This window comes from Zunongwangia sp. HRR-M8 (assembly GCF_027594405.1).
GTDB lineage: Bacteria > Bacteroidota > Bacteroidia > Flavobacteriales > Flavobacteriaceae > Zunongwangia.
Window position 1 is genome coordinate 1,115,591 of the sequence record NZ_CP115161.1, and the last position, 26,584, is coordinate 1,142,174.

26 protein-coding genes are annotated in these 26,584 nt (G+C 34.8%); 16 read left to right on the forward strand and 10 right to left on the reverse strand.

The annotated features are described in order from the left end of the window. Positions 1-110: 110 nt before the first annotated feature. Positions 111-1,397 (reverse strand): amidohydrolase, encoded by a 1,287-nt coding sequence (locus tag PBT89_RS04830; RefSeq protein ID WP_270063631.1) that lies wholly within the window; start codon positions 1,395-1,397, stop codon positions 111-113. Positions 1,398-1,568: 171 nt separating this feature from the next. Between PBT89_RS04830 and PBT89_RS04835 the strand changes: the two genes are divergently transcribed. From PBT89_RS04835 to PBT89_RS04845, 3 genes are all read left to right on the forward strand, one after another. Next, a complete protein-coding gene (locus PBT89_RS04835; RefSeq protein WP_270063632.1) occupies positions 1,569-3,893 on the forward strand; it encodes an ATP-dependent helicase in 2,325 nt (774 codons plus the stop codon). A gap of 118 nt (positions 3,894-4,011) precedes the next feature. After that, positions 4,012-4,224, forward strand: a complete 213-nt coding sequence (locus PBT89_RS04840; protein ID WP_270063633.1) for a DUF2945 domain-containing protein — start codon at positions 4,012-4,014, stop codon at positions 4,222-4,224. A 2-nt stretch (positions 4,225-4,226) separates the two neighbouring features. Further along, positions 4,227-4,847, forward strand: a complete 621-nt coding sequence (locus PBT89_RS04845) for an L-threonylcarbamoyladenylate synthase (protein WP_270058849.1) — start codon at positions 4,227-4,229, stop codon at positions 4,845-4,847. Positions 4,848-4,992: 145 nt separating this feature from the next. On the opposite strand, the gene PBT89_RS04850 is transcribed toward PBT89_RS04845, so the two are convergent. From PBT89_RS04850 to PBT89_RS04860, 3 genes are all read right to left on the reverse strand, one after another. After that, positions 4,993-5,838, reverse strand: coding sequence for an OmpA/MotB family protein (locus PBT89_RS04850; RefSeq protein ID WP_270058848.1), 846 nt, complete (start codon positions 5,836-5,838; stop codon positions 4,993-4,995). Positions 5,839-5,931: 93 nt separating this feature from the next. After that, on the reverse strand, positions 5,932-6,927 hold the full coding sequence (locus tag PBT89_RS04855; protein WP_270063634.1) for a glycosyltransferase family 2 protein: 996 nt from the start codon (positions 6,925-6,927) through the stop codon (positions 5,932-5,934). Next, complete coding sequence (locus tag PBT89_RS04860) at positions 6,928-7,377, reverse strand: type I restriction enzyme HsdR N-terminal domain-containing protein (protein ID WP_270064249.1); 450 nt, start codon at positions 7,375-7,377, stop codon at positions 6,928-6,930. An 82-nt stretch (positions 7,378-7,459) separates the two neighbouring features. Here PBT89_RS04860 and holA point away from each other — a divergent pair, with 82 nt between their 5' ends. The 9 genes from holA to PBT89_RS16835 all read left to right on the forward strand — a co-directional run bounded on the left by holA (position 7,460) and on the right by PBT89_RS16835 (position 14,538). After that, positions 7,460-8,464, forward strand: a complete 1,005-nt coding sequence (gene holA / locus PBT89_RS04865) for a DNA polymerase III subunit delta (RefSeq protein ID WP_270063635.1) — start codon at positions 7,460-7,462, stop codon at positions 8,462-8,464. Further along, complete coding sequence (gene menA, locus PBT89_RS04870; RefSeq protein ID WP_270063636.1) at positions 8,465-9,367, forward strand: 1,4-dihydroxy-2-naphthoate octaprenyltransferase; 903 nt, start codon at positions 8,465-8,467, stop codon at positions 9,365-9,367. A 91-nt stretch (positions 9,368-9,458) separates the two neighbouring features. After that, complete coding sequence (locus PBT89_RS04875; RefSeq protein WP_270063637.1) at positions 9,459-10,142, forward strand: metal-dependent hydrolase; 684 nt, start codon at positions 9,459-9,461, stop codon at positions 10,140-10,142. A 152-nt stretch (positions 10,143-10,294) separates the two neighbouring features. Continuing rightward, positions 10,295-11,329, forward strand: a complete 1,035-nt coding sequence (locus PBT89_RS04880; protein ID WP_270063638.1) for an o-succinylbenzoate synthase — start codon at positions 10,295-10,297, stop codon at positions 11,327-11,329. Positions 11,330-11,337: 8 nt separating this feature from the next. Further along, the gene (locus PBT89_RS04885; protein ID WP_270063639.1) at positions 11,338-12,336 is read left to right on the forward strand and encodes a CPBP family intramembrane glutamic endopeptidase; all 999 of its coding nucleotides are present in this window, start codon (positions 11,338-11,340) and stop codon (positions 12,334-12,336) included. Positions 12,337-12,409: 73 nt separating this feature from the next. Then, positions 12,410-13,507, forward strand: a complete 1,098-nt coding sequence (locus PBT89_RS04890) for an AMP-binding protein (RefSeq protein WP_270063640.1) — start codon at positions 12,410-12,412, stop codon at positions 13,505-13,507. A gap of 163 nt (positions 13,508-13,670) precedes the next feature. Beyond that, complete coding sequence (locus PBT89_RS04895; RefSeq protein ID WP_270063641.1) at positions 13,671-14,066, forward strand: hypothetical protein; 396 nt, start codon at positions 13,671-13,673, stop codon at positions 14,064-14,066. Beyond that, on the forward strand, positions 14,066-14,266 hold the full coding sequence (locus tag PBT89_RS04900) for a helix-turn-helix transcriptional regulator (RefSeq protein ID WP_270063642.1): 201 nt from the start codon (positions 14,066-14,068) through the stop codon (positions 14,264-14,266). The genes PBT89_RS04895 and PBT89_RS04900 overlap by 1 nt, the downstream gene beginning before the upstream one ends. Before the next feature lie 170 nt (positions 14,267-14,436). Beyond that, positions 14,437-14,538: a hypothetical protein gene (locus tag PBT89_RS16835; RefSeq protein WP_443089610.1), complete on the forward strand. Its 102-nt coding sequence runs from the start codon at positions 14,437-14,439 to the stop codon at positions 14,536-14,538. A 41-nt stretch (positions 14,539-14,579) separates the two neighbouring features. Here the strand turns inward: PBT89_RS16835 and PBT89_RS04905 are convergent, their stop codons facing one another. Continuing rightward, a complete protein-coding gene (locus tag PBT89_RS04905) occupies positions 14,580-16,214 on the reverse strand; it encodes a M1 family metallopeptidase (protein ID WP_270063643.1) in 1,635 nt (544 codons plus the stop codon). A 164-nt stretch (positions 16,215-16,378) separates the two neighbouring features. Further along, positions 16,379-18,007: an acyl-CoA carboxylase subunit beta gene (locus PBT89_RS04910; RefSeq protein WP_270063644.1), complete on the reverse strand. Its 1,629-nt coding sequence runs from the start codon at positions 18,005-18,007 to the stop codon at positions 16,379-16,381. 181 nt (positions 18,008-18,188) lie between these two features. Here PBT89_RS04910 and PBT89_RS04915 point away from each other — a divergent pair, with 181 nt between their 5' ends. The 3 genes from PBT89_RS04915 to ettA all read left to right on the forward strand — a co-directional run bounded on the left by PBT89_RS04915 (position 18,189) and on the right by ettA (position 20,645). Then, complete coding sequence (locus PBT89_RS04915) at positions 18,189-18,368, forward strand: CAL67264 family membrane protein (RefSeq protein WP_270063645.1); 180 nt, start codon at positions 18,189-18,191, stop codon at positions 18,366-18,368. Between the two features lie 68 nt (positions 18,369-18,436). After that, entirely contained in the window at positions 18,437-18,850 is a 414-nt protein-coding gene (locus tag PBT89_RS04920) for a DinB family protein (protein WP_270063646.1), read from the forward strand. Between the two features lie 103 nt (positions 18,851-18,953). Next, a complete protein-coding gene (gene ettA / locus PBT89_RS04925) occupies positions 18,954-20,645 on the forward strand; it encodes an energy-dependent translational throttle protein EttA (protein ID WP_270063647.1) in 1,692 nt (563 codons plus the stop codon). Between the two features lie 91 nt (positions 20,646-20,736). On the opposite strand, the gene PBT89_RS04930 is transcribed toward ettA, so the two are convergent. The 4 genes from PBT89_RS04930 to PBT89_RS04945 all read right to left on the reverse strand — a co-directional run bounded on the left by PBT89_RS04930 (position 20,737) and on the right by PBT89_RS04945 (position 25,945). Continuing rightward, complete coding sequence (locus PBT89_RS04930) at positions 20,737-21,933, reverse strand: IS256 family transposase (protein WP_270061650.1); 1,197 nt, start codon at positions 21,931-21,933, stop codon at positions 20,737-20,739. A gap of 140 nt (positions 21,934-22,073) precedes the next feature. Beyond that, complete coding sequence (locus tag PBT89_RS04935; protein ID WP_270063648.1) at positions 22,074-22,697, reverse strand: response regulator; 624 nt, start codon at positions 22,695-22,697, stop codon at positions 22,074-22,076. Then, entirely contained in the window at positions 22,694-24,541 is a 1,848-nt protein-coding gene (locus tag PBT89_RS04940; protein ID WP_270063649.1) for a sensor histidine kinase, read from the reverse strand. Before PBT89_RS04940 ends, PBT89_RS04935 begins: the two co-directional genes overlap by 4 nt. Before the next feature lie 105 nt (positions 24,542-24,646). Next, positions 24,647-25,945, reverse strand: coding sequence for a DUF2254 domain-containing protein (locus PBT89_RS04945; RefSeq protein ID WP_270063650.1), 1,299 nt, complete (start codon positions 25,943-25,945; stop codon positions 24,647-24,649). A 168-nt stretch (positions 25,946-26,113) separates the two neighbouring features. Between PBT89_RS04945 and PBT89_RS04950 the strand changes: the two genes are divergently transcribed. Continuing rightward, positions 26,114-26,554 carry an Hsp20/alpha crystallin family protein gene (locus PBT89_RS04950; RefSeq protein ID WP_270063651.1) on the forward strand — a complete coding sequence of 147 codons (441 nt, stop codon included), beginning with the start codon at positions 26,114-26,116 and terminating at the stop codon, positions 26,552-26,554. Positions 26,555-26,584: the final 30 nt, after the last annotated feature.

The window sequence follows — 26,584 nt, forward strand, 5'->3', positions numbered from 1 at the left end:
TCAAAGTTAACTAAAAAGTAGCTTTGATTGAATCCATAAATTCCTCATTAAAACTATTTAAAGCGAGAAGCTGAATCATTCAGCATGATAAGGCAATTTTTCCACCTATTTTATTGCGGAGGATTAAGATAGTCCAGAGCCAATTGTGTCATTGCTTTAACTCCTAGTAATAATCCGCTTTCGTCAATAAAAAAGTCAGGTGTATGATGCGGTGCTGGTTCTTCGCTATCCAAAGGTTGTCCACCTAAAAAGAAGTATAAGCCCGGAACTTCTTCCTGAAAATAAGAGAAATCTTCACCGCCGGTTGTCGCTTTAACCAGTTCTACATGATCTTCTCCGGCCACTTTTTGTAAGCTTGGCAGCATTTGATTAGTTAATGCAACATCATTATAAGTCACCGCAGTGTTATTTTGGATTTCGATAGTCGCTTCACCACCGTAGGCTTCCGCAAGTTTTGGCACCATTTCTCTCATTCGGCTTAAAATCTTTTCTCGCATCTTCGGTTCTAAAGTTCTAACAGTTCCAATCATTTCAGCACTTTCAGGAATAATATTAAAACGTACGCCACTGGTTATTTTTCCAACGGTAATTACCGCTGCAGCATCGATCAATTTAGCATCACGGCTAATAATCGTTTGTAAACCATCGATGATTTTAGCTGAAATAAGAATAGGATCTGTGCCACTCCAAGGTTGTGAGCCATGTGTTTGCTTTCCTTTTACTTTGATTACAAAACGTTCTACTGCGGCCATTGTACCTTCCGGTTTGTAACGAATGGTGCCAACAGGAGTTTCAGAATTAATATGTAAACCAAAGATTGCATCAACATCTGGACTTTTTAGGACTCCTTCTTTGATCATTAGTTTTGCACCGCCTTCTTCACCTGGTGGTGGACCTTCTTCAGCTGGTTGAAAAATAAATTTTATCGTTCCATGAATTTTGTCTTTGTGCTGTGATAAAACTTCAGCAGCACCCATTAATATTGCAGTATGCGTATCGTGACCGCAGGCATGCATTACTCCGGTTTGCGCACCAAGAAATTCGGTGGTTACTTTAGATTTAAAAGGCAAATCATTTCTTTCGGTTACCGGCAACGCATCGATATCGGCTCGCAGAGCCACAACTTTTCCTGGATGGTCTCCTTTTAGCAAAGCTACAACTCCGGTTTTTGCGATTTCAGTCTCAACTTCAAAACCTAAATTTTTTAAATGCTTGGCGATTTTTTCAGCAGTTTCAAATTCGCGATTCGAGAGTTCTGGGTGCTCATGGAAATCTCTTCGCCATTCGATCACTTTTTCTTCTACGGCAGCGATGTCCTTTTCAAGATCGGCATCCATTTTTTGCCCGTAGCTAAAAGCAGAAAGTAATGAGAGGGATAGATAGTAAATTTTCTTCATTGAAATTCGTTAAAAGGGATTGTTATTTTTATTCAAAAAACACTTCCTTTAAAAATACTAAAAAATATAAACAATTAAAGCCTAGCGAATCGCTGTTTAAAAGTATTAACGAGCGGAGTTTAGAAATTGATTCATTTTGGTTAAATTCACGCTTTTAAAATTTGAAGGAAATTGGAAGCTTATTTAGCCGAATTAAATGATGCCCAAAGGGCACCAACGTTGCAGATTGAAGGTCCTATGATTGTAATTGCGGGGGCCGGTTCTGGTAAAACCCGTGTGCTTACGTATAGGATCGCATACATGATGAGTAAAGGAATCGATGCTTTTAACATTCTTGCCTTAACTTTTACTAATAAAGCGGCGCGAGAAATGCAACATCGTATTGCCCAGATCGTGGGTAGAAGTGAAGCTAAAAATCTGTGGATGGGAACATTCCACTCGGTTTTTGCCAAGATTCTACGTTTTGAAGCCGATAAGTTAGGTTATCCTTCCAATTTTACAATTTATGATACGCAGGATTCACAGAGCGTAATTAGAGCGATCATAAAAGATATGCAGCTTGATAAAGATGTGTATAAATATAAGCAGGTATATAGCCGAATTTCGTCTTACAAAAACAGCTTAATTACTGTAAAAGCTTACTTCAATAATCCTGAATTAATGGAGGCTGATGCGATGAGCAAAAAGCCGAGAATGGGCGAAATTTACCAGGAATATGTGCAGCGTTGTTTTAAGGCCGGTGCAATGGATTTTGATGATTTATTGCTGAAAACCAATGAGCTTTTAAACCGTTTTCCTGAAGTGCTTCAGAAATATCAGAATCGATTTCGATATATTTTAGTGGATGAGTATCAGGATACCAATCACTCGCAGTATTTGATCGTAAAAGCATTGTCTGATAAATTTCAGAATATCTGTGTGGTGGGGGACGATGCGCAAAGTATTTATGCCTTCCGAGGAGCGAATATTAATAACATTCTTAACTTTCAGAAAGATTACGAAGGCGTAGAAATGTACCGCTTGGAACAAAATTATCGTTCTACCGGAAATATAGTAAATGCTGCAAACTCGATAATCGATAAAAACCAAACCAAATTGGATAAGGTGGTTTGGACGGCAAATGATGATGGTCCAAAGATCGTGGTAAATCGATTATTGACTGATGGTGAAGAAGGACGATTTGTAGCTAGTTCGATTTTTGAAAATAAAATGCAAAATCAAATGGCGAATGGCGATTTTGCAATTTTGTACCGAACCAACGCACAGAGTAGGGCGATGGAAGATGCGCTGCGGAAGAAAGATATTCCGTATCGAATTTATGGAGGTTTGTCGTTCTATCAGCGTAAGGAAATTAAAGATGTGCTATCGTATTTACGATTATTAATAAATCCGAAAGACGAAGAGGCTTTAAAGCGTGTGATCAATTATCCTGCGCGCGGTATTGGAGCAACTACGATGGATAGACTAAGTATCGCTGCCAACAAATACGGAAAATCGATCTTCGAAGTTTTAGAAAATCTGGATCATCTTCCTGAAATAAAGATCACTAAAAGTACCCGTACAAAGCTGGACAATTTTGTAAATATGATTAAGCATTTTACAATTTTGGCTCAGAATGCCGATGCTTTTACTGTTGCCGATACTGTAGCGAAGAAAACAGGATTGGTGCAGGAACTAAAAAAAGACGGTACACCAGAAGGAATCGCCAGAATCGAGAATATCGAAGAATTATTAAACGGTATTAAAGATTTTGTTGAAGAACAAAAAGAACTTGCTGATGCTAATGGATCTATAGCAGAATTTTTAGAAGATGTGGCTTTAGCAACCGATTTGGATAAGGAAACCGAAGATGAGGATCGCGTGGCTTTAATGACCATTCACCTTGCGAAAGGACTTGAGTTTCCTTACGTTTATATAGTTGGTTTGGAAGAAGATTTATTCCCTTCTGGAATGAGTATGAATACCCGATCTGAACTCGAAGAAGAGCGTAGATTGTTTTATGTTGCCGTAACTCGAGCTGAGAAACAAGCTTTTTTGACATATACGCAAAGCAGATATCGTTGGGGAAAACTTGTAGATGCCGAGCCAAGTAGATTTATTGAAGAGATCGATGATAAGTTTTTGGATTATATGATTCCGCAGGATGATTATAAATATAAGCCACTTATCGATACAGATATTTTTGGAGATGAAGTCGATAAGTCCAAACTTCGACAGACAAAACCAAAAGCTGGAACGCCACCACCGGCACATAAGCCAACTGAGGAGCAGCTTAGGAAATTACGAAAATTACGACCTGCAGCCTCAGAACCTGCTAAAGCTACCAATGCTATTCAACTGGAGGTTGGAAATGAGGTTGAACATATGCGTTTTGGTAAAGGAAAAGTTTTGGGTATCGAAGGGGTTGGCCAAGATAAAAAAGCTGAAATTAATTTTGAAAATGGCGGAATCAAAAAACTATTGCTAAGATTTGCTAAATTGAAATTGCTTTCTTAGAAGGTATTCTAAACATTCGAGAATTATAAATTGCTAGCGCTTACAAGGTTTTCGAGTTAAACTTCTGTTATTCAAAGCCGCGATTTGCGGCTTTCTTTTTATCTTCAAAAGAAAAAAGATGATTCAGAAAGGAAGTAATGTAAAATGGGAATGGGGAAATGGAACCGCTGAAGGTAAAGTAACTGAAACTTATACTGAAGAGGTTACAAAAACAATTGATGGCAGTGAAATTACCCGAAAAGGAGAACAGGGTAATAAAGCGCTACTAATTGAACAAAAGGACGGAAGTAAAGTTCTAAAATTAGAAAAAGAAGTAGAAAAAGCTGATTAACTATGGCTGAAATTGTTCGTATATATAACGAAAATCCCAATCCGCGTGAAATTGCTAAAGTGGTAAAAACTTTGCGTAACGGCGGACTTGTAATCTATCCAACCGATACGGTTTATGGTTTAGGTTGTGATATTACAAATAATTCAGCCTTAGAAAAGATCGCTCAGATTAAAGGAGTGAAATTGGAAAAAGCGAATTTCAGTTTTATTTGTCACGATCTTAGCAATTTATCTGATTATGTAAAGCAAATCGATACCGCGACTTTTAAAATTTTGAAACGTTGTTTACCTGGTCCTTATACTTTTATATTACCTGGAAATAATAATTTACCAACCGTATTCAAGAAAAAGAAAACAGTTGGGATTAGAGTGCCAGATAATAACATTTGCCGGGCAATTGTAGAAGAATTAGGGAATCCGATCGTATCAACTTCAATTAGAGATGAAGATGAGGTGATTGAATATACTACAGATCCTGAGTTGATTCTTGAAAAATGGGATAATCTTGTTGATATTGTTATTGATGGTGGATATGGTGATAATACTCCTAGTACGGTAATTGATATGACTACTAACGAACCTGAAGTTATAAGAGAAGGTAAAGGAAGTTTGGAAATAATGTAAGCAATAAAACTTTTAAGTAATAAAAAAATCCTCGGCCAAAAAACCGGGGATTTTTTTATTGATTTTTCACAAAAATTTAAAAACAAGGAAAAAGAAAAAGCCTCGCATAGCGAGGCTTTTCAATATAATAAAATATTTTATTTTCTTAGTTTGAAGCTTTAGAAGCTTGCTCCATACCTTCTTCAATCATTCCGTAGAACTGATCTAGTTTAGGAAGTACAACGATTCTTGTTCTTCTGTTTCTTGCACGACCTTCAGCAGTATCGTTAGACGCTACTGGCATGTAGTAAGATCTACCTGCAGCAGTCATACGCTTAGGATCTACATTAAATTCATCTTGAAGAATTCTAACTACAGAAGTAGCTCTTTTTACTGAAAGATCCCAGTTATCCTGGAACATAGAAGTAGAGATAGATTGATCGTCTGTGTGACCTTCTACCATAAACTCGATGTCTGGCTTATTTTTAATCACAGTAGCAACTTTTCCTAAAACCTCTTTAGCTCTATTAGTTACATTATAACGACCACTGTCGAATAACAATTTATCAGAAATCGATACGTAAACAACACCTTTTTCAACATTGATTTCGATATCCTCATCGTTCATGTTTCCGATAGCTCCTTTTAGGCTAGTAACAAGCGCTAAAGTAACAGAGTCTTTTTTGTTGATAGCATCTCTCATGCTCTTAATAGCAAGATCTTTTTCTTTGATACTTTCCAAAGAACGCTCAAGATTTTCTGCTTCTTTCTTAGAAAGGGTAGCAAGATCGCCAACGTTATTCAATAACGCTGCATTGGTATTATTAAGGACTTTTATCCTTTCAGTCATTTCGTCTTTGCTATCAAGACAAGCGTTTAGTTTTACAGTGGCGGTATTAAGCTGGTCCTGAGTTTCTTTTTGTTTTGCTTCAAGTTCAGCATATTTCTTGTTAGAAACGCATGAAGAAAGCAAGATGGCCGCAGAGGCCGATAAAAGCATGATTTTTTTCATAACTTGTTGTAATTATTGTTAATGTTAGATTTTCCAAAAGTATCAAAAAAATATAAAGCTTAAAAGTAGTATTAACAATACTTTAGGCAGGCTTTACATTATATTCTTAAAGGTTTTTTTTCGTAATACGAAATACTTAAAAACAACCGATTTAATCTCAAAATACTGAATATTAGACGATTTTTCAATTCTTTTTCTACTCATTTTTGAAAAATTAGCGTAAAAATGGGTATGAGCTTTTAAAACCGATATTAAATGCTTATAATCACCTTGAATTAAGAATTTTAAGCCGGCAATCCCATCCAAAATCATTCTTTGGAATACAATTTTACGCATTTCTTTCTTAGGGAGGTTTTTAACAAGCATAAAAAGACTATTTCTAAAATTATAATAGGTCTTTTTAGGATTTATTTTATCTAAAGTTGCTCCTCCAACGTGGTAAACGACAGAATTGCCTGTATATTTTATATCGTAATCAAAATTTTTAATCCGCCAGCATAAATCAATTTCTTCCTGGTGGGCAAAGAAGTCTTCATCAAAACCTCCAATTTCTTTAAATACCTCGTTTCGAATAGCTAAACAAGCACCACTTGCCCAAAAAATTTCTGCGTTATCATTAAATTGGCCAAAATCTTTTTCTATGGTATCAAATATTCTTCCCCTACAAAAAGGATATCCAAACTTATCGATAAAACCTCCCGCCGCACCAGCGTATTCAAAATGATCTTTCTTTTTATAATCTAAGATTTTTGGCTGTACTACAGCGGTCTTAGATTCTTTGCCAAACATTTCTAATATAGGTTGTAACCAATTTATGGTAACTTCAATATCACTATTTAAAAGGATTAAGATTTCTTCGGAAAGATGCTTCAGGGCGTCGTTATAACCTTTAGCATATCCTCCGTTTTCTTTATTCTGAATAATTTTTACTTCAGGAAAGTTATTCCGTAGAAATTCTATCGAATCATCGGTTGAAGCATTATCGGCGACATAAATATTGGCTTCCGTAGAAAATTGAGTGACCGATGGTAAAAACTGCTTAAGCAAGTCTTTCCCATTCCAGTTTAATATAACAACTGCTACTTTCATTTATGCTTGTTTATATGCCGGGATTTCTGGTAAAAACTGATATTCTCCTGCTTCGTAATCCATTTTGCAATAATAATGTGACAATCCATTGGTAACCATTAAATAATCTGCGTTTAAGGTCATGTTATATTGTGCAATTTGATCGAAAACATTTTGTGTGATTTTAATATGCGGTGCTTTACACTCTACAATTAGATGAATACTTCCATCACTATTATAAACTACGGCATCATAACGTTTGGTTAACTTACCTAGCTTCAGTTGCTTCTCTACATTAATCAAACTTTTAGGAAATTCTTTTTCCTTTATTAAAAATTGTACGCAGTGTTGGCGCACCCATTCCTCTGGAGTTAGAATTATAAATTTTTTCCGCAGTTCGTCAAAAACAGCTATTTTATTTTGACTATTTTTGAACCTGAAATTATATTTTGGAAAATTGAGGTCGATCATAGACCCCAAAAATACTAAAGTATACAACATCCAAAAGCCTTTAAAGGTAAAACTAATTTCAGCCTAAAAGTTTCTTTTCTGCATGGACGACGCAAAACAGATTGTTACCGATATTAAAAATGGAAAGATTGCTCCCATTTATCTTTTGATGGGGGATGAGCCTTATTTTGTTGATAAGGTTGGCGATTATATTGAAGATAACTTGCTGCGGGAAGATGAAAAAGGATTCAACCAAATTATCATGTACGGTAGGGATACTAATCCCGATGAAATTGTAGGGAATGCCAAGCGTTATCCTATGATGGCAGAACGCCAGGTAGTGATCGTAAAAGAAGCTCAGGATTTATCACGAACGATTGATAAATTGAGCGATTATGCTGAAAATCCACAACCTACCACGGTTTTAGTGTTATGTTATAAACACAAAACGCTCGATAAGCGAAAAAAGGTCTATAAAACCATCAAAAAAAGCGGAGTAATACTGGATAGTAAAAAGCTTTACGAAAATCAGGTTTCAGATTGGATCGTAAAGAATTTAAAATCTAGAGGCCTGGGGATTTCACCTAAAGCTTCGCAAATGCTGGTAGAATTTTTAGGCACAGATTTGGGTAAAATCGATAACGAGTTACAAAAATTACAATTGGTTTGCGAAAAAGGCACCGAGGTAACTCCGGAGCTTATCGAGCAGAATATAGGTATTAGTAAAGATTTTAATAATTTTGAGTTGCGTAAAGCTGTTGGTCTTAAAGACGAAATTAAAGCCCATCGCATCATAAATTACTTTTCTCAAAATCCTAAGGACAATCCTCTAGTAGTAACAATTTCACTTTTGTTCTCTTACTTCTCACAAATTTTGCAATATCATGGATTGCCAGATAAATCTAAAATGAATGTGGCAAAGCAACTAAAAGTGAATCCCTATTTTGTAAATGATTATACCGTGGCAGCAAAAAATTATCCTATGAAAAAAGTGAGCTACGCCATTAGTGTTTTGCAAGAAGCAGATGTAAAGAGTAAAGGTGTGGGAGCAGTAAACTTATCCTCGGGAGATCTTTTAAAAGAAGTTTTAGTAAAAATAATGCGCTAAATGAAGAAAATAAATTCATGGGTAAATGCTGCCCGACTACGAACTTTGCCTTTATCACTCTCGGGTATTTTAGTAGGAACTGCAATTGCTGCCCAGCAGGGATATTTTAATTTAGGTATTTTTTCGTTAGCACTTGCAACAACTTTAGGACTTCAGGTATTATCTAATTTTGCCAATGATTATGGCGATGGAGTAAAAGGTACAGATAACGATGAACGCGTTGGTCCTCAGCGAGCCATACAAAGCGGTTTGATTACCCATGCTGAAATGAAAAATGGAATTATCGCAACCTCCATCCTTACATTTATACTTGCTGTGTTATTGATTTATGCTTCTTTTGGCAGAGAGAATTTTTTGTACAGTCTTGTTTTTATTGGATTAGGTGTAGCTTCTATAGTCGCTGCGATTAAATATACCGTTGGTAATTCTGCTTACGGATATCGTGGTTTAGGCGATATATTCGTGTTTATTTTCTTCGGAATTGTGGGAGTTTTTGGCTCCTTTTTTCTGTATGCGAATAATTTAGAATGGACAGTGTTAATGCCAGCTGCGGCAGTCGGACTTTTAAGTGCGGGAGTACTTAATCTTAATAATATGCGAGATCGTATTCCAGATGAAAAATCAGGGAAAATAACGCTTGCGGTAAAATTAGGCCAAAAAGCGGTGAAAACATATCATTATTTTTTAATTCTGGCTGCTATTTTATTGATGGTAATTTATTCAGCATTATTTTATGAGGGCTGGGACGATCTTATTTTTTATGTTACTTTTATTCCACTTGTGCTGCATTTAAAAAGAGTAATGCAAAACGAATCTCCGGCTTTGCTAGATCCTGAATTGAAGACGCTTGCTTTATGTACTTTCGCGATGTCCATATTATTTGGTTTAGGACAAATATTTTAGACGGAAGTTTAACAAAATTATAGAATTCTAAATTCGGCTTCTCTTTAACTCAATTTGTATTTTAGAAGCAATTCAAAAAAATAAATTGATTATGGAACTTACTTTTTACGGTCAAAATTGTCTTGGCCTTACTATAGGAAATATTAATGTGATTGTCGATCCTTTTATATCGGGTAACGAAAATGCAAAGGGGAAAGTAGAAATAGATGCAATTAAAGCAGATTTTATTCTAGTTACTCACGCCCACCAAGATCATGTGCTTGACGTTGAAACTGTTGCTAAGAATAATCCAGATGCTGTAATTGTAAGTAATGCTGAAATCGCTTCTTATTACGAAGATAAAGGATACAATGTGCATCCAATGAATCATGGCGGTAGTTGGAATTTTGACTTCGGAAAAGTAAAATACGTACAGGCTTGGCATAGTAGTACTTTTCCTGATGGAGCTTCAGGAGGTTTACCAGGAGGTTTTGTAATTCAGACAGGAGAAAAAAATCTATATATCGCGGGAGACACGGCATTAAGTATGGATATGAAATTGATTCCACTTTTTACAAAACTAGATTTAGCAGTGCTGCCGGTTGGTGATAACTTTACTATGGGAATTGATGAGGCTATAGTAGCAAGTGATTTTATAGAATGTGATCGCATTTTAGGATGCCATTACGATACTTTCGGGTATATTGAAATAGATCATGCTGAATCTAAAAAGAAATTTACCGATAAAGGAAAGGAATTATTATTGCTCGATATTGGTGAAAAATTAAGTGTTTAATTTTAGAGAATATTAGATAATTGGAATTTTTTGGATCGTTAGTAGATTAGAATGTTAGATTTTCAAAGATTCATAAATTTAAAGAAAAATGAACAATAGAACATACTAACTGGCCAATAATCCAAAATACTAACAGACTAAAGACAACGCAGTTGCAAGCAACATATAAAAAACATATTTTAGAATTTAAACGCCCCAGTGGAACTTCCCGGGGCGTTCTTACTGTTAAAGAAACCTGGTTTATCAAAATTGAAAATGGAGATAATATTGGGTATGGTGAATGCGGAATATTACGTGGTTTAAGTATAGATGACCGTCCCGATTATCAAGAAAAACTAAAATGGGCCTGTAAAAACATCGATTTAGGAAAAGATGAATTATGGGAACAATTAACAGAATTTCCAAGTATTCAATTTGGAATAGAAATGGCATTCCAATCTCTAGAAAATAAAGATGAATTCGAGCTATTTCCTTCAGCATTTACAAATGGCAAAGATGCGATTGCCATAAACGGACTTATCTGGATGGGAGAAAAAGACTTCATGAAATCTCAAATTGAAGATAAATTGAAGTCGGGTTTCAATTGTATAAAAATGAAGATTGGAGCTATCGATTTTGAAATTGAGTTAGAATTACTGAAGTATATTCGTTCGCAGTATTCCGCAGAAGAAATAGAACTGCGTGTTGATGCCAACGGTGCTTTTGGTCCTAGAAATGCTTTAGATAAGCTGAAGCATTTAAGCGAATTAGAGCTTCACAGCATTGAGCAGCCGATAAAGCAAGGAAATTGGGAAGAAATGGCGAAGCTTTGTGAAGAAACGCCATTACCAATTGCTTTAGACGAAGAATTAATAGGTGTTTTCGACGTAACAAAAAAGGAGAAACTGCTACAAACTATACAACCTCAATATCTGATATTTAAGCCGAGTCTTATTGGTGGTTTTAAAGGAACTCAGCAATGGATTGATCTGGCTGAAAAGGAAGATATTGGCTGGTGGAATACAAGTGCTTTAGAAAGTAATATTGGGCTAAATGCGATTTCACAGTTTACCTACGAACAGAAGGTAAGAATGCCACAAGGCTTAGGAACAGGAAGTTTATACACCAACAATATAGAAAGTCCATTAGAGGTAAAAGAAGGAGAAATAAGATATAATCCAGAAAAAAATTGGGATTTTAAATTTTAAAATAACGAATGTATATAGAGCAGGCCTTTAAAGGCAAAAGCAGCGGAGCAAGATATATAATTGGTGCATTAGCAATATTTTTTAGTTGGAGTTGTTTGCAAATAATTCCGTTTTTTATTGCCCTGTCTATCAAATATGGATATAACGAAAAGATGATGGCTATTTTTCTAGATCAGAATAGTTTGATGACGTCTTTCAATAGTAATACTACATTTTTTTTGATGCTCCTTGGGTTTGCATTATCTCTACTATTTCTTTTTTTATTATATAAAATAATTCATAAAAATAGCATTACGAACTTAACTACAAGCAGACAAAAAATTGATTGGAGTCGAATTTGGTTTTCATTTTCAACAATAGCGATTTTAAATATAGTATTGATTCTGGTAGATTATTTCTTTGTAAGTCCGGATGATTACGTCTTTAATTTCAATTTGGTTCCTTTTCTGATTTTAACGCTTATTGCAGTTGTGTTTGTACCTCTGCAAACTAGTTTTGAGGAATATTTCTTTAGAGGTTATTTAATGCAGGGGATAGGCATAAAAACAAAATATCGTTGGATTCCTTTGATGATAACTTCGTTTATTTTTGGAGCAATGCATTATGCAAATCCAGAGGTAGCGCAGATGGGGGATTTGGTGATGGTTTCTTATTTTGGTACTGCCTTGATGCTGGGAATAATGACATTGATGGACGAGGGGCTAGAACTTTCTTTAGGTTTTCATGCAGCCAATAATTTGGTAGCTTCCCTTTTAGTCACGGCAGATTGGACTGCTTTTAATACTGAATCTATTTTAAAGGATATATCTAATCCCACCGCAGATTGGGAAGTGTGGATTGGTGCATTAGTTATAAACCCTATTATTTTATTTATTTATGCAAAAAGATACAAATGGAATAATTGGGGAAATCGCCTTTTTGGCAAGGTGCAGCAACCTATCGTTTCACATGCTTCTGATGGGACTGCTGATATTGAAGATTTATCTGATTTAGGGAAAGATTACTAAAAATTAATTAAATTTAAGTAATCGTAGCAATTTAATAACTTTGATAAGTCAGGATTTATTGATTTTTGATAACATGGCAGACTATTATAAGGTTCCCGAGACACATCCTAATTTTAAGCTGAATAAACAGCACTATAGCAATGCAGAATTGCGCCAGCTTGCATTTCATTTTATAAAAGAAGGAGAAGCTTTTGAAGAAGAAGTAGGAAACTTCATATTAGAATGGTTGAAACCGCACAATTTTCTTGAGGTTAAAACTTCAGGTTCTACAGGGAAGCCAAAAATTATTCAGCTTAAAAAAGAATATATGGCAAATTCAGCGATGGCTACTGCAAAATATTTTGATCTTCCAGAAGATACCAAAGCATTACTTTGTCTTCCTGCAACTTATATTGCCGGAAAAATGATGATTATTAGAGCTATAGTTTGTGGTTGGCAGCTGGATTTGGTACCACCTTCGTCCACGCCATTAGATCAGGTTTTTAAAATTTACGATTTCTGTGCAATGATACCGTTCCAATTAGATAACTCTGTTGGGCGATTGCATTTAGTTAAAAAACTAATTGTAGGTGGTGGCGCAATGTCGCTTAGACTTCAGAAGATGGTCAAAGAAGTGAATACTAAGGTTTACGAAACCTACGGAATGACCGAAACCATTACGCATATCGCGGCTCGTAGAATTAATCCTACTAAAAAGAAAAAACAAGCACGGCCTTTTAAAGTATTGCCCAATATCAATATTAGTAAAGACGAGCGGGATTGTTTGGTAATAAAGGCTCCTAAGCTCTCCGATGAAATTATTGTTACAAACGATGTGGTAGAAATTGTGACGTATAAGAAATTCAATTGGAAAGGTAGGATTGATAACGTAATCAATAGCGGTGGCGTAAAGTTACATCCTGAAGAAATAGAGAAAAAACTTAGTAAAATTATAGATTCTCGTTTTTTTATTACCTCTCTGCCAGATGATTCATTAGGAAACAAGTTAGTACTATTTATTGAAGCTGCCTTTTCAGAAGAACACCTCACAGAAATGAAAGATAAAATAGCTAATCTTAAATCTTTAGAAAGATTTGAGCATCCTAAAAAGATCTATTTTGTTGAAAAATTTGAAGAAACTAGCAGCGGTAAAATTCATCGAGATAATACACTTAAAAGTAGGGTAAGTTAGATGAATACCGTATGGCTTAAAAAACTTTAATTAGTTTACATACCTGTTCGAAATAACTATTTTCTGTTTGTTAGAGTAGTTTTCAATGTATTATTTTCTTTTAAAATTTCTAAAATTCAAAAATGTAAAGTATTTTTGTCATTTAGACTTAAATTCTTTACAAATGGAAAATACAGATCTCAAATTACTTCCGCATAAATTTAAAATCGTTGGGTGTTTATTATTAGCAATTTCAATAGTATTGTTTGGAATTGCAGTTACAGAAATTGTTTCCGTAGAAAAAGAGATTACAAAGAATATATTTTTTGATCTAATATTAATTGCTTTTTTAATATTGGCGCTTTCAAAAGAAAAAATAGAAGATGAACGTAGTATGAAGTTAAGATTGGTTGCTTTTGCTGCTACTTTTTTATACGGAGTCCTTTTTGCTGTTGTGAGTCCGTTTGTAAGTATTTTATTTCATGGAAGTTTTGAAATCGATTTCCATGCTAGTCAGTTACTTTTTACGATGTTTTTATGGTATTTTGGTGTTTTCTACTTTATGAAAAAGTTCAATTAATGAAGAATTCTATTAAAGTTGAACGGGCTAAAAAGAATATGACTCAGGAGGATTTGGCGAAATTGCTGGGTGTTTCGAGGCAAACGGTAAATTCTATGGAAAAAAATAGATACGCTCCTTCTACAATTTTGGCTTTGAAGCTCTCTGAAATTTTTGAATGTTCTGTGAATGAAATTTTTCAACTGGAAGAAACAGATTGATTATGATTTAAAATAATTATTTTAAACAAATCAATCAATGACAATTTTGAATCAAATTCTTGCCATCGGAGCTCCACAAATTATTTTTTCTCTTTTAGCTTTTTTATTTTCGCTATTGGCAATAATTGATATTGTAAGTAATAAGGAATGATTTTAGAGGAAATGATAAAGTGATCTGGTTGCGTGTAGTAATTTTCTTTAGCTTTTTCGGAATGATCCTATATTTTATTCTTGGTATAAAACAGCAAATATCTAAAAAAAATAAAGCCTGAAATTCGATAATTTCAGGCTTTATTTTTAAGCATTAAAAGTTTTATGATTCAAACTTTACATTCACGTAAAATTCTAAATCATTAAGTTTAATAGCATCTTCGCTAGAAACTTTTTTATCTAATTTTTTCCATTTTAATGTTGGTTTCAGGCGAGTTTCTTTTCCGTCGATAAAAACATCTACTGGCATTTTAAATCCTTCAACATCTGCTCTCCAGCGATAAGAAAAAGTTTTTCCTTCTTTTTTAAATTGCAACTCCGGAATTCTGTTATGTCTTAAATATTGATCGAAAACAGGTTGTAAATCGGTTTTAATAGGTTTATTGAAAAAATCTTCTACCGTTTGAGTTTCAATTATTTTGTGCCTGTAAGTTGCGGTGTAATCTTTAAAGGTATCCCACCAAAGCTTATCATCGTCATAAATGCTTCTAATGGTATTTAGTAAATTAGATCCTTTAAAATACATATCACCAGAACCTTCAGCATTTACACCGTAATCGCCTATAATGGTCGCTCTATTTTGAATATTAGCGCGTTGTCCTTTTATATATTTTAAAGCTGCTTCTTTTCCCCATCTGCATTCAGTATAAATCGATTCAGTATAAGTAGTAAATCCTTCGTGAATCCACATATCTGCGATGTCCTTGGCGGTGATACTATTCCCATACCATTCGTGTCCAGATTCGTGAATTATGATATAATCCCATTTTAAACCAATTCCGGTTCCAGATAAATCTCGGCCTAAATAGCCTTTCATATATTTATTACCATAAGCAACTGCACTCTGGTGTTCCATTCCTAAATACGGAGTTTCCACCAATTTATAGCCATCTTTTACAAACGGATAAGGTCCCATTTTACTGTAGAAGCATTCCATCATATCCTGAACTTCCTTAAATTGTTTTTTGGCCTTATCAAGATTGTAAGGAAGTACATAATAATCTAAAGTTAGGTCTTGGAATTTATCTGAAAAATGCTCGTAGTTAGCGATGTTAATCATCACATCGTAATTGTTTATCGGATTCACAGTTTTCCAACTCCACTCGGTATAACCATTACCTAAATCCTTTTTACCGATCATTCTTCCGTTAGAGACATTCATTAATCCGTTTGGCACTGCAATATCTAATTGAACGCTCTCTGGTTCATCACTCTGGTGATCTTTGTTAGGATACCAAAGACTGGCACCGGTGCCCTGCACAGCAACACCAACCCAAGGATTTCCATCTTCGTCTTCAGTCCAAACAAAACCACCGTCCCATGGCGCATTTTTAGCTACAATTGGATGCCCAGAATAGAAAAACTCTAAAGAATCGGTAGTGTTTTTAGCCAAAGCTTCTTCAAATTCCACAAAAACAGCATTGTATTTTCTGTTGTATTCAAGGTTTTTTCCGTGGAAAACAATCGAATCGATATTCATATTTTCAAATAGATCGATTTGCATTGTTGGCAGTTTTTGTTCCGTTTTAAAGGTAATTACGTTACTACCACCAATAAATTTTTCTGAAGGATCTACCTTTAATTTTAGATGATATTTTAAAGCATCATACGCACGTTCTGCTCTTAAAGAGCCGCGCAGTGTATCAGCTTCAGTATATTTTTCTTTGTTGCTTAGCACTTGTGAGAAAGCTGCAAAAGCAAGCATTGAAAATAAAAATGTGGAAAAAACTTTTTTCATTCCTGATGGTTAAATTAAACAATGTGGTTTCAAATTAGTTATTTGGGGTTGAGAAGATTTTCAAACCATTCTTGATTTTAGGTAAATTTTACACTTCAAAATTGGGACCATACATTACAATTTTGAATTTCTATATTCATGAAAATAAAATGACAGAACTATTATTAAGTCTGAATTACACCTAAATTAAAATCTTTTTCAATTGGGGCGTGATTCGCAGCTTCGATTCCGGTCGAGATCCATTTGCGGGTATCCATAGGGTTAATAACCGCATCTGTCCATAATCTTGCTGCCGCATAATATGCTGAGGTTTGCTCGTCGTATCTGGATTTAATTTCTTGAAAAACCTTTTTCTCTTTTTCAGCATCTACCTTTTCTCCTTTTTTCTCTAAAGAAGCGGTTTCGATTTGGGCCAATACCTTGGCGGCCTGTGTGCCGCCCATTACGGCAAGTTCGGCACTTGGCCAGGCAACAATCAATCTTGGGTCGTAAGCTTTACCGCACATCGCATAATTACCGGCGCCGTAAGAATTACCAATAATAACAGTGAATTTTGGCACTACTGAATTACTTACAGCATTCACCATTTTTGCACCATCTTTAATGATGCCGCCATGTTCACTTTTGCTACCTACCATAAATCCGGTCACATCCTGAAGGAACACTAAAGGAATTTTCTTTTGATTACAATTTGAAATAAAACGAGTGGCTTTATCGGCAGAATCGGAATAGATCACGCCGCCAAATTGCATTTCACCTTTTTTGGTTTTTACAATCTTACGCTGATTGGCTACGATTCCAACCGCCCATCCATCGATTCTTGCATAGCCAGTAATGATGGTTTCGCCGTAACCTTTTTTATATTCTTCAAATTTAGAGTCATCAACTAAACGCTCTATAATTTGTGTCATGTCGTATTGATCAGAGCGTTTTTTAGGTAAAATTCCGAAGATTTCTTTAGGGTCTAATTTAGGCTGAATTGCCTTTTTTCGGTTAAAACCAGCGGTATCAAAATCGCCAATTTTATCCATAATATTTTGAATCTTGGTGAGCGCGTCCTTATCGTCTTTGGCTTTATAATCGGTAACACCACTAATTTCTGTATGCGTTGTTGCGCCTCCTAAAGTTTCATTATCGATAGTTTCGCCGATAGCTGCTTTTACTAAATAACTGCCGGCAAGAAAAATACTTCCGGTTTTTTCAACAATAATAGCTTCATCACTCATAATAGGTAAATAGGCACCGCCGGCCACACAGCTTCCCATTACGGCTGCGATTTGCGTAATGCCCATACTACTCATTACGGCATTGTTCCTGAAAATCCTTCCGAAGTGTTCTTTATCCGGGAAAATTTCATCCTGCATCGGTAAATAAACCCCTGCGCTATCTACAAGGTAGATAATTGGTAATCTATTTTCAATAGCGATTTCCTGAGCTCTTAGATTTTTCTTTCCGGTGATCGGAAACCAGGCACCTGCTTTTACAGTAGCATCATTCGCAACAATTATACATTGTTTGCCAGAAACCTTACCTATTTTTACTACGACGCCGCCGCTAGGACAGCCACCATGTTCTTTATACATACCATCGCCTGCAAAAGCACCTATTTCTATAGCAGCTTCTGGATTATCCAATAAAAAATTGATTCGCTCTCTGGCGGTCATTTTTCCTTTGGCATGATGTTTTTCTATACGTTTCTCGCCACCTCCCAGATATACTCTCTTAAGATGATGGTTTAAATCTGAAACTAATAATTTATTATGATCTTCATTTTTATTGAAGTTAATATCCATATAAACAGTTTTTTGGAAGCAATTTTATGGTGAGTAAAAATGAATTTTAATCTTGATTTGCTTAATTCTTTTCAAAAATAATTTAAAAAATTTCACAATATTGGCTAAAATACAAAATACAAGCTATTTCATTTTTAAAATACTAATCAAAATATGCGATATTTGTAAGAAATAATTTTTTATGGGATTAAACAAGAACACCATTTTCGCATGGGCGTCGTTTATAATATTTTTAATAGCAACAGCGATCGTACTCTTGGGTGTCTTAAAATACAAAGATCATGCGATCGGTTTTTCTGTAGTTGGAATTGGTTTTTTTGCCATTTCATGGGTGTTTAATGCTCTTAAAGGTCGAATTTGATTTTAAAATAGAAAGGATTTATGGAGAGAGCGTAGTTAGTAAAACATCTTAAGGGTGGCGAGGCGTTTATGCCTATTGATAAGGTTTTAGAAAAAGTTTCATTTGAAAATCTTGGTAAACGAATATATGACTTACCATATTCTTTTTATGAAATATTTTATCACATTACCTATACGCAAAAAGATATTCTGGATTATATAATCTTAGATGATTACAATACACCAAAATGGCCAGAAGGCTATTGGGACCAAAAACAAGCACCAGAAAGTGAACAGGAATGGGAGCAGCTAAAAGAGCAGTTTTTTAATGAAAGACAGCAATTGTCGAAATATATTCAAGACGATTCTAACGATTTGGATACGCCGGTAAAAAATAGCGATAAGCATTCTTTATTAAGAGAACTACTTTTAGTAATAGAGCATAATGCCTATCACACTGGTCAACTTATTCTTTTACTTCGACTTTTAGGAGATCACAAATAAATTGTATTTGTTTATTTGTATTTTTGCTCGGTTTTATTTCTTTTCTATGGAAATAAAACTCGATTTCAAATTAAATTGATTCAACCAAAAAATTAAAAATTACATGGCAGACGATAAGAAAGTGATATTCTCGATGAGTGGGGTTACAAAAACCTACAAATCTGCGAATACACCGGTTTTAAAAAATATATACCTGAGTTTTTTCTACGGAGCAAAAATTGGGATTCTTGGTCTTAACGGCTCTGGTAAATCTACTTTAATGAAGATTATTGCCGGGCGGGATAATAATTATCAAGGTGATGTTGTTTTTTCTTCCGGGTATAGTGTTGGTTATCTAGAACAGGAACCAGAATTAGATGAAGAGAAAACAGTACTTGAAGTTGTAAAAGAAGGTGTTGCTGAAACAGTAGCTATTCTCGATGAGTATAACAAAATCAACGATATGTTTGGTTTGCCAGAAGTTTATGAGGATGCAGATAAGATGCAGAAGCTTATGGACAAGCAGGCAGAACTTCAGGATAAAATAGACGCCAGTAATGCATGGGAATTAGATACCAAGTTAGATATTGCCATGGACGCTTTAAGAACTCCAGATGCTGATAAGAAAATTTCAGTACTATCTGGTGGGGAAAGAAGACGCGTTGCACTTTGTCGTTTACTTTTAAAAGAACCAGATGTTCTTTTACTAGATGAGCCTACCAACCATTTGGATGCAGAATCTGTACATTGGTTAGAGCATCATTTAGCACAGTACAAAGGAACGGTGATCGCGGTAACTCACGACCGTTATTTCTTGGATAATGTTGCAGGATGGATTTTAGAATTGGATAGAGGAGAAGGGATCCCATGGAAAGGAAATTATTCTTCTTGGTTAGACCAAAAATCTAAACGTTTAGCACAAGAGCAAAAACAAGCCAGTAAACGCCAAAAAACTTTAGAACGAGAGCTAGAATGGTCTAAGATGAATCCTAAAGGTCGCCAATCTAAGCAGAAGGCGCGTCTTAAGAATTACGATAAATTGCTTAGTCAGGATCAAAAACAGATGGATGAGAAACTTGAAATTTACATCCCAAATGGTCCAAGATTAGGAAACAATGTGATCGATGCTAAAGGAGTAAGTAAAGCCTTTGGCGATAAATTACTTTACGAAGATCTTAATTTTAATTTACCGCAAGCTGGTATTGTTGGAATTATTGGTCCAAACGGTGCTGGTAAAACTACTATTTTTAAAATGATAATGGGTGAAGAGCAACCCGATAAAGGTTCTTTTGAGGTTGGAGAGACTGCTAAAATTAGTTATGTAGACCAAAGCCACTCTGATATTGATACTGAAAAAACGATCTGGCAAAACTTTAGCGACGAGCAAGAGTTAATAATGATGGGCGGAAGACAGGTAAATTCCAGAGCGTATTTAAGCCGTTTCAACTTTAGCGGAAGCGAACAAAACAAAAAGGTAAGCGCACTTTCTGGAGGAGAGCGTAACCGACTTCATTTGGCGATGACCTTAAAAGAAGAAGGAAACGTATTATTACTAGATGAGCCTACCAACGATCTTGATGTGAATACATTAAGAGCTTTAGAAGAAGGTTTAGAGAACTTTGCGGGGTGTGCTGTAGTGATTTCTCACGACCGTTGGTTCTTAGATAGAGTTTGTACACACATTCTTGCTTTTGAGGGAGATTCTCAAGTTTATTTCTTTGAAGGTAGTTTCTCTGATTACGAAGAGAACAAGAAGAAACGTCTTGGTGGCGATATAATGCCGAAACGAATTAAGTATAAAAAGTTAACTCGATAATAATAAAAAAGAGGCTTCCGTTTGGGAGCCTTTTTTTGACACTATCCCGTAAAGTGTGTAAGTTTTAAATAAGGGGGTTTGGCTTTATTACTTAAAGTCGAACCCTTTCTTCATATATAGTTAAGAACTGATTGAGGATAATTCCCCAGTTTCTAACCGGCATAGTCCACTTTTTTGTGGCTTCCCTTAATGCCAAATATACTGATTTCATAACAGCATCATCTGTTGGGAAGGATAATTTATTCTTGGTGTACTTCCTGATCTTACCGTTTAAATTTTCAATCAGGTTGGTGGTGTAAATGATACGCCTGATCTCGAGTGGGAATTCATAGAAAACTGTAAGATCTTCCCAGTTGTCTCTCCAGCTTTTAATAGCATAGGAATACTTGTCATTCCAATTGCGTGCAAAATCCTCTAGGGCAGCTTCTGCGGCCTGTTTGGTCGGAGCATCATAGATGAGCTTCATATCCTTTGTAAAGGCTTTTTTATCTTTCCAGACCACATACCTGCAAGCATTCCTGATCTGGTGGACTACACATATTTGCGTTCTGGATTCCGGGAATACGTTTCTAATGGTATCGGTAAATCCATTCAGGTTATCTGTAGCGGTGATCAGAATATCCTCCACACCACGGGCTTTCATATCAGTAAGTACGCTCATCCAAAAAGCCGCAGATTCATTCTTACCCAGCCATAGGCCAAGAACCTCTTTCTTTCCATCCCTCCTAAGACCTACTGCGATATAAATCGTTTTGTTGACTACCTTGGAGTTCTCTCGTACCTTAAACACAATCCCATCCATCCAGACAATAAGATAAACCGGCTCTAAAGGGCGGTTCTGCCAGGCGACAATATCATTGCTAATCCGGTCAGTTATTCGGGATATGGTGGAAGTAGAAACATCAAAACCATAGACTTCAGAGATCTGTTCTTCGATATCACTATTGCTCATTCCTTTGGCATAAAGAGAGACAATTACATTCTCGATTCCATCAACCATATTCTGCCGCTTTGGAACAATCATGGGATTAAAGGATCCGTCCCTGTCTCTTGGAACCTTTATAGAATCTTCTCCATAGGAACTGCGAACCTTCTTCTGGGAATAGCCGTTGCGGGTATTACCTTCTTTAGATCGCTGGTTTTTCTCGTAATCAAGGTGACCATCAAGCTCACCTTCCAGCATTTTTTCCAGACCACGCTTTTGGAGTTGTTTTAGGAAATTACTGAGTTCTTCTCCGGATTTGAACTGCTTTAAAAAATCATCGTCAAATAAATCTTCTTTTTTCATTACTGTGTAAATATTAGAGGCCTGAAATTACAGGCAAGATTAAAAAAATATCGGGGTTTGCAAACCCCGATATTTTCTACTTACACAGTTTTTGAGATAGTCCCCTTTTTTATTACCTCTAGTGCTTAGTGTTTTGTAAATTAAGATGGTAAGTTCTTCATAGCGAAATGTAGCAATCCGCTTGAATTTTTAAGATTTAGCTTTCTTATCATATTCTTACGATGAGTCTCTATTGTAAACTGGCTACGATATAGAAGATCAGCGATTTCTTTAGTGGTTTTACCTTCTTTAATAAGCTGTAAAATTTCAAGCTCTCGCTTGGTAAGTTTAAAATCGTTAGTCCAAACTTGTATGTTGCTAACCGCTTTTACCTTTTCTTCATAAAAGACTTTTTCACCTTTGTCTACTTTTCGTATGGCTTCTATAAGCTCTTCCGTATTTACAAATTTTGGTAAATAACCCGCAACGCCAATTTTCTTTAATTTTTGCCGAATATTTTCTTCAAAAAGCATGGAGAGGCAAATAATCTTTAAAGAGCCAAAATAAGGTTTCATTTTTTTGGCTATACTAATTCCCGAGTTTCCGGGTAAATTAATATCTAATAGCAAAACATCTGCTCTATGAATTTCATCAGATTGCAGCATTGTTTCGCCATCCCTAAAATTTGCAATTACCTGTAAATCTTTTATCGGATCTAAGATTTGCATAATTCCTTCAGTAAAAAGCGAATGATCGTCTACCAATACTAACTTAATCTTTCTCATTTTTCAACAGGTATTTCTATAATGCTTATCATTCCTTTCTCTGTATTCTCCATATGGAAAATTCCTTGATGGTAAGAAACTCTGGATTTTATGTTTTTTATCCCCATGCCTTTGGTAAATTTACTTCTAAGGCCAATTCCATTATCTTCTAATTGAAGGCTACAGGTAGTCTCATCACAGTTTATAACAATATCTATAACAGTTGCTTTAGCGTGCTTCATGATATTAGACATAAGCTCCTGAAAGATTCTATAAATATTTACAGCTTTTACTGTTCCTATGAAATCATCTTTTCCAAGTATGGTTAAATTAATTTGAATGTTTGTATTTTCTAGTAGTTTAAGATCTTGTTGAATGGTTTCAAAAAGTCCGATGCTTTCTATATTCTTCGGGGAGATCTGAAAAATTAGATTTTTAAATTGTTTTTGGGCAAGATCAAAAATACCTGCAATCTGTTTTTTATTATTTTTTCTGGATTCTAAGAGTAAACGCAGGGCATTCATTGTATTTCCTAAGCCATCATGAAGATTTCTGGCAATAATATTTCTCTCATTTTCCTGCACTTCAATTAATGCAACACTTAATTCTTCACTTTTTCTCTTAGCCTCTATAATTTTCATATTCATGGCTTTTAATTCTTTTCGATAATTCAATAAGAAAGCTATAGTAAGGCTTAAAATTTCGAAAGATACACCGTTAATAATGTTACCGGGGGCCATATAAATAGTAGAGCCGCCCAACTGAAGACTATTCGTTATATAAAATATTAGCGATAAAATCAATAAAATATTACAGCATAGATAGTACCTGGCTTGCTTGTTTCCGTTTATAATGGAATGAACCAAGCTTACAACTAAGGCACTTAAATTGATAACAAAGCAAATGTGAAGTAATAATCGATATTGGTCAAAAATCGCGTTTTCTTCTGGAAGGATTATTTTTGACGCTACAAATAGTATTAAGATGAAAAGAATAAAATTGTTTATGTATTTTAAAATCGTAAACCACTTAGGAAAGTTGGTTTTTTGATTGGTAAAATACTGAAATACTTTTGTGTGAAAATAAGATGCGAACAATACAAAAAACATCTTAGGAAATCGAACCCAAAAGGAATGTAAAAAATCAGGTACTAGATGAGTGTCATACATATATTCGATCGAGTTGAATGCAATCATACTCAAAATGTAACCAAACATAAACCCATATAATTTTCTTCTAATTATGATATAAAGAAACAAATTGAATAGTGCTGTAAAAATAAAGTAACCAAAATAGCGCCCCATTAGGAATGCATGGTTGGTCTCGTAAATGTAAATATCCTTTGCAGTGGTAAAATCTGTTGGGAAATAAAGATTAGCGTGTCCCTGTAATTTGGTTTTTAAAATTAAAGTTTTTGTTTCGTAGGGTTTCATTTTTATCTGAAAAGAAAGACATCGTATAGGAATTGATCTTTTAGCAAGGCTTTTTGATGCCGATGTTTTTCCTATTTGGTGTAACTTCCCGTCTTTATACTCATAAAGGCTAAAAATTACGCCATCATTATAATAGCTCCAAAAGTAATCTTCTGTTTGATTTTGATCATTTTTTACCGTAAGTGCAAAATAGTGTTCACACTTTGTAAATCCTTTATTGACAACCCGGTTGGAAGGCATGTTTTTAAATGCACCATCTTTAAAAGCATTGATTAATTGTTCTTCAGAAATTTCAGCACAACTTTTATATGATTTCAAGAAATCTACAATATGGCCGGGATATGAGCCTTTAACATACAGCGTATCGTCACCAGAAGCAAAGGTGAAAAATGGTATTAGTAAAATTAGAAAATACAAAAAATTTCTTAGCACTTTAATTATCAAGTGTTTGGAGATAATTAAAAATAGCTAAATAGTTTGTAAATTAACTACCTATAGATAGGTATTTTAGCAATTAAGACTGAAAAATCTTGATAATTACGCTTCATCTAGATTAATATTCATTTTTTCAGCAAGACTTTTTATAAGTAAAATATCGGTATCACTTTCTACGGCTTGTATGCCACTATCAAAAAATAATCTGGCTTCTTCTCTTATAAGCTTTTTGTAGTAATCTTCTTTTTGTTCCTGCTCTAATAAATATTCAAACATTAAGCTAATCTTCTGGATAATGATTAGATCATGAGAACAATAAGTCCTTATAGTCGCTAAAACATTATAAAGTAAACTTTTAAAATCTACTGTGTTTAATTTTAAATAACATTTTTTTTCTCGACTTATAACGCTGGTGTCCTTTTTCTGCATTCTTAGACCTAGCAATTCAGTTAAATAATCAATCGCATTTATCGCGGTTCCTGGGTCGTTTATTCCAGGCGACATGGCTTTAGCTATAATTTCTGTAAGTTGTTTAAAAGCAAGAACATAATTGTCTGCCACTAATTCTTCCCGGGCAAAATTGAAATTTGCTAAAACTTCATCTAATTGTTCTTCATCTAATTTACGTTCAGAGCGAAGTATGGGATAATCTTTCAGAATAAAAATTCCTTTAACAGGAAGAATATGCAATTTTGTATCTAACTCTTCACAAAGTTTTAAAAGATTGGTTATAGAGATATTTTGAAAATAACCGCTCTTTTTTGCGCAGTAGGTATGCCAGTTCGTGGAGTCTGGAAATTGTTTGAATTCTTTTGCTTCACTTTCTAGCAGTCTATGTAATCTGTTTTTTGATAAATTATAGATGTTGTCTAATATATTATTTACCTGTATGCTTTTTGAGATGTTGTGTATAAAATAGATAAAAGCAGCCATACAGAAAACTGTAAATACAATTCCTAAAAATACCGAAAATCCAGGTAATTCTTTTCTGGGAGCATCTGGATTTATGGCCACCATAGTAAAAATACAGTAAAGAATTGTCGCGAGGTATATTCCCAAAACTGTTTGGTGTTTACGATCTGAAATTAAACCGGGAAGCAGCCGGGGTGAGTAATTAGTGGAAGCCTGGTTTAGCAGTACCATAACCATAGAGAAACTAAAAACCATCATAGAAATTAGTCCGGTAATAATCGCGCCAAGGACACTTAATGCGGTATCACCATTATTGACGATTATCGATGGAACATTTTCTCTTATAAAATCTGAAATTCCCAAGCTTTCCAGATAAAGCGTAAGCGCCGAAAATAAAAATCCTGATAGAGCAAATAACGTAGGATAAAATGCAATCTGACTTCTTATAGAATTGAAAAAAGAGAGTAGTCGTGTAAAAATTTTCTTCATCGAATAAATAAAAGTTCGCACAATATAGGACGAAAATAAGCTAGTATGTTAAAAAGTCATGTTAAAAACCTGAAACACTGCCAAAATGACGTTAAAATTTGTTTGGAATTTAAATTGCTAATGGATTAGTGTCTTTAAAAGAAAAATGTTTAATAAAAAATAAGAGTTATGAGTTTAATAAAAAGAAATGAAAACTGGTTACCATCTGTATTTGACGATATGTTTAAAACCGATTGGATGGGAGGAACTACAAATGTGAATAATATAGGAACAAGAATCCCTGCGGTTAATATTCACGAATCAGACGAGAATTTTATCGTTGAAGTTGCCGCTCCAGGAAAAGCAAAAGAAGATTTTAAAATTGAATTGGATAACGATGTATTAACCATTTCAGCTGAAGATAAAGTAGAAAAAGAAACTTCAGAAAAAAATGGAAAATATACTCGTAGAGAATTTAGCTATAGCACATTTAAAAGAGCTTTTAGTTTACCTGATACGGTAGATAACAGTAAAATCTCTGCAAATTACAATAACGGTGTTTTAGAAATTGCACTTCCTAAAAAAGAAGAAGCAAAAGTACAGGCTAAAAGAATGATTGAGATATCATAAGTTGAGATTAGTTGATTAGTTAAAATGAAA

Coding starts and splice junctions, on each gene's coding strand:
- ettA (WP_270063647.1), top strand. CDS start 18,954: ATGGCAGACGATAAGAAAGTGATATTCTCGATGAGTGGGGTTACAAAA.
- PBT89_RS04840 (WP_270063633.1), top strand. CDS start 4,012: ATGATTCAGAAAGGAAGTAATGTAAAATGGGAATGGGGAAATGGAACC.
- PBT89_RS04905 (WP_270063643.1), bottom strand. CDS start 16,214: ATGAAAAAAGTTTTTTCCACATTTTTATTTTCAATGCTTGCTTTTGCA.
- PBT89_RS04935 (WP_270063648.1), bottom strand. CDS start 22,697: ATGAGAAAGATTAAGTTAGTATTGGTAGACGATCATTCGCTTTTTACT.
- PBT89_RS04945 (WP_270063650.1), bottom strand. CDS start 25,945: ATGAAGAAAATTTTTACACGACTACTCTCTTTTTTCAATTCTATAAGA.
- PBT89_RS04860 (WP_270064249.1), bottom strand. CDS start 7,377: ATGATCGACCTCAATTTTCCAAAATATAATTTCAGGTTCAAAAATAGT.
- PBT89_RS04875 (WP_270063637.1), top strand. CDS start 9,459: ATGGAACTTACTTTTTACGGTCAAAATTGTCTTGGCCTTACTATAGGA.
- PBT89_RS04950 (WP_270063651.1), top strand. CDS start 26,114: ATGAGTTTAATAAAAAGAAATGAAAACTGGTTACCATCTGTATTTGAC.
- PBT89_RS04890 (WP_270063640.1), top strand. CDS start 12,410: ATGGCAGACTATTATAAGGTTCCCGAGACACATCCTAATTTTAAGCTG.
- PBT89_RS04910 (WP_270063644.1), bottom strand. CDS start 18,007: ATGGATATTAACTTCAATAAAAATGAAGATCATAATAAATTATTAGTT.
- PBT89_RS04920 (WP_270063646.1), top strand. CDS start 18,437: ATGCCTATTGATAAGGTTTTAGAAAAAGTTTCATTTGAAAATCTTGGT.
- PBT89_RS04855 (WP_270063634.1), bottom strand. CDS start 6,927: ATGAAAGTAGCAGTTGTTATATTAAACTGGAATGGGAAAGACTTGCTT.
- menA (WP_270063636.1), top strand. CDS start 8,465: ATGAAGAAAATAAATTCATGGGTAAATGCTGCCCGACTACGAACTTTG.
- PBT89_RS04915 (WP_270063645.1), top strand. CDS start 18,189: ATGGGATTAAACAAGAACACCATTTTCGCATGGGCGTCGTTTATAATA.
- PBT89_RS04885 (WP_270063639.1), top strand. CDS start 11,338: ATGTATATAGAGCAGGCCTTTAAAGGCAAAAGCAGCGGAGCAAGATAT.
- PBT89_RS04930 (WP_270061650.1), bottom strand. CDS start 21,933: ATGAAAAAAGAAGATTTATTTGACGATGATTTTTTAAAGCAGTTCAAA.
- PBT89_RS04900 (WP_270063642.1), top strand. CDS start 14,066: ATGAAGAATTCTATTAAAGTTGAACGGGCTAAAAAGAATATGACTCAG.
- PBT89_RS04830 (WP_270063631.1), bottom strand. CDS start 1,397: ATGAAGAAAATTTACTATCTATCCCTCTCATTACTTTCTGCTTTTAGC.
- PBT89_RS04895 (WP_270063641.1), top strand. CDS start 13,671: ATGGAAAATACAGATCTCAAATTACTTCCGCATAAATTTAAAATCGTT.
- PBT89_RS04845 (WP_270058849.1), top strand. CDS start 4,227: ATGGCTGAAATTGTTCGTATATATAACGAAAATCCCAATCCGCGTGAA.
- holA (WP_270063635.1), top strand. CDS start 7,460: ATGGACGACGCAAAACAGATTGTTACCGATATTAAAAATGGAAAGATT.
- PBT89_RS04850 (WP_270058848.1), bottom strand. CDS start 5,838: ATGAAAAAAATCATGCTTTTATCGGCCTCTGCGGCCATCTTGCTTTCT.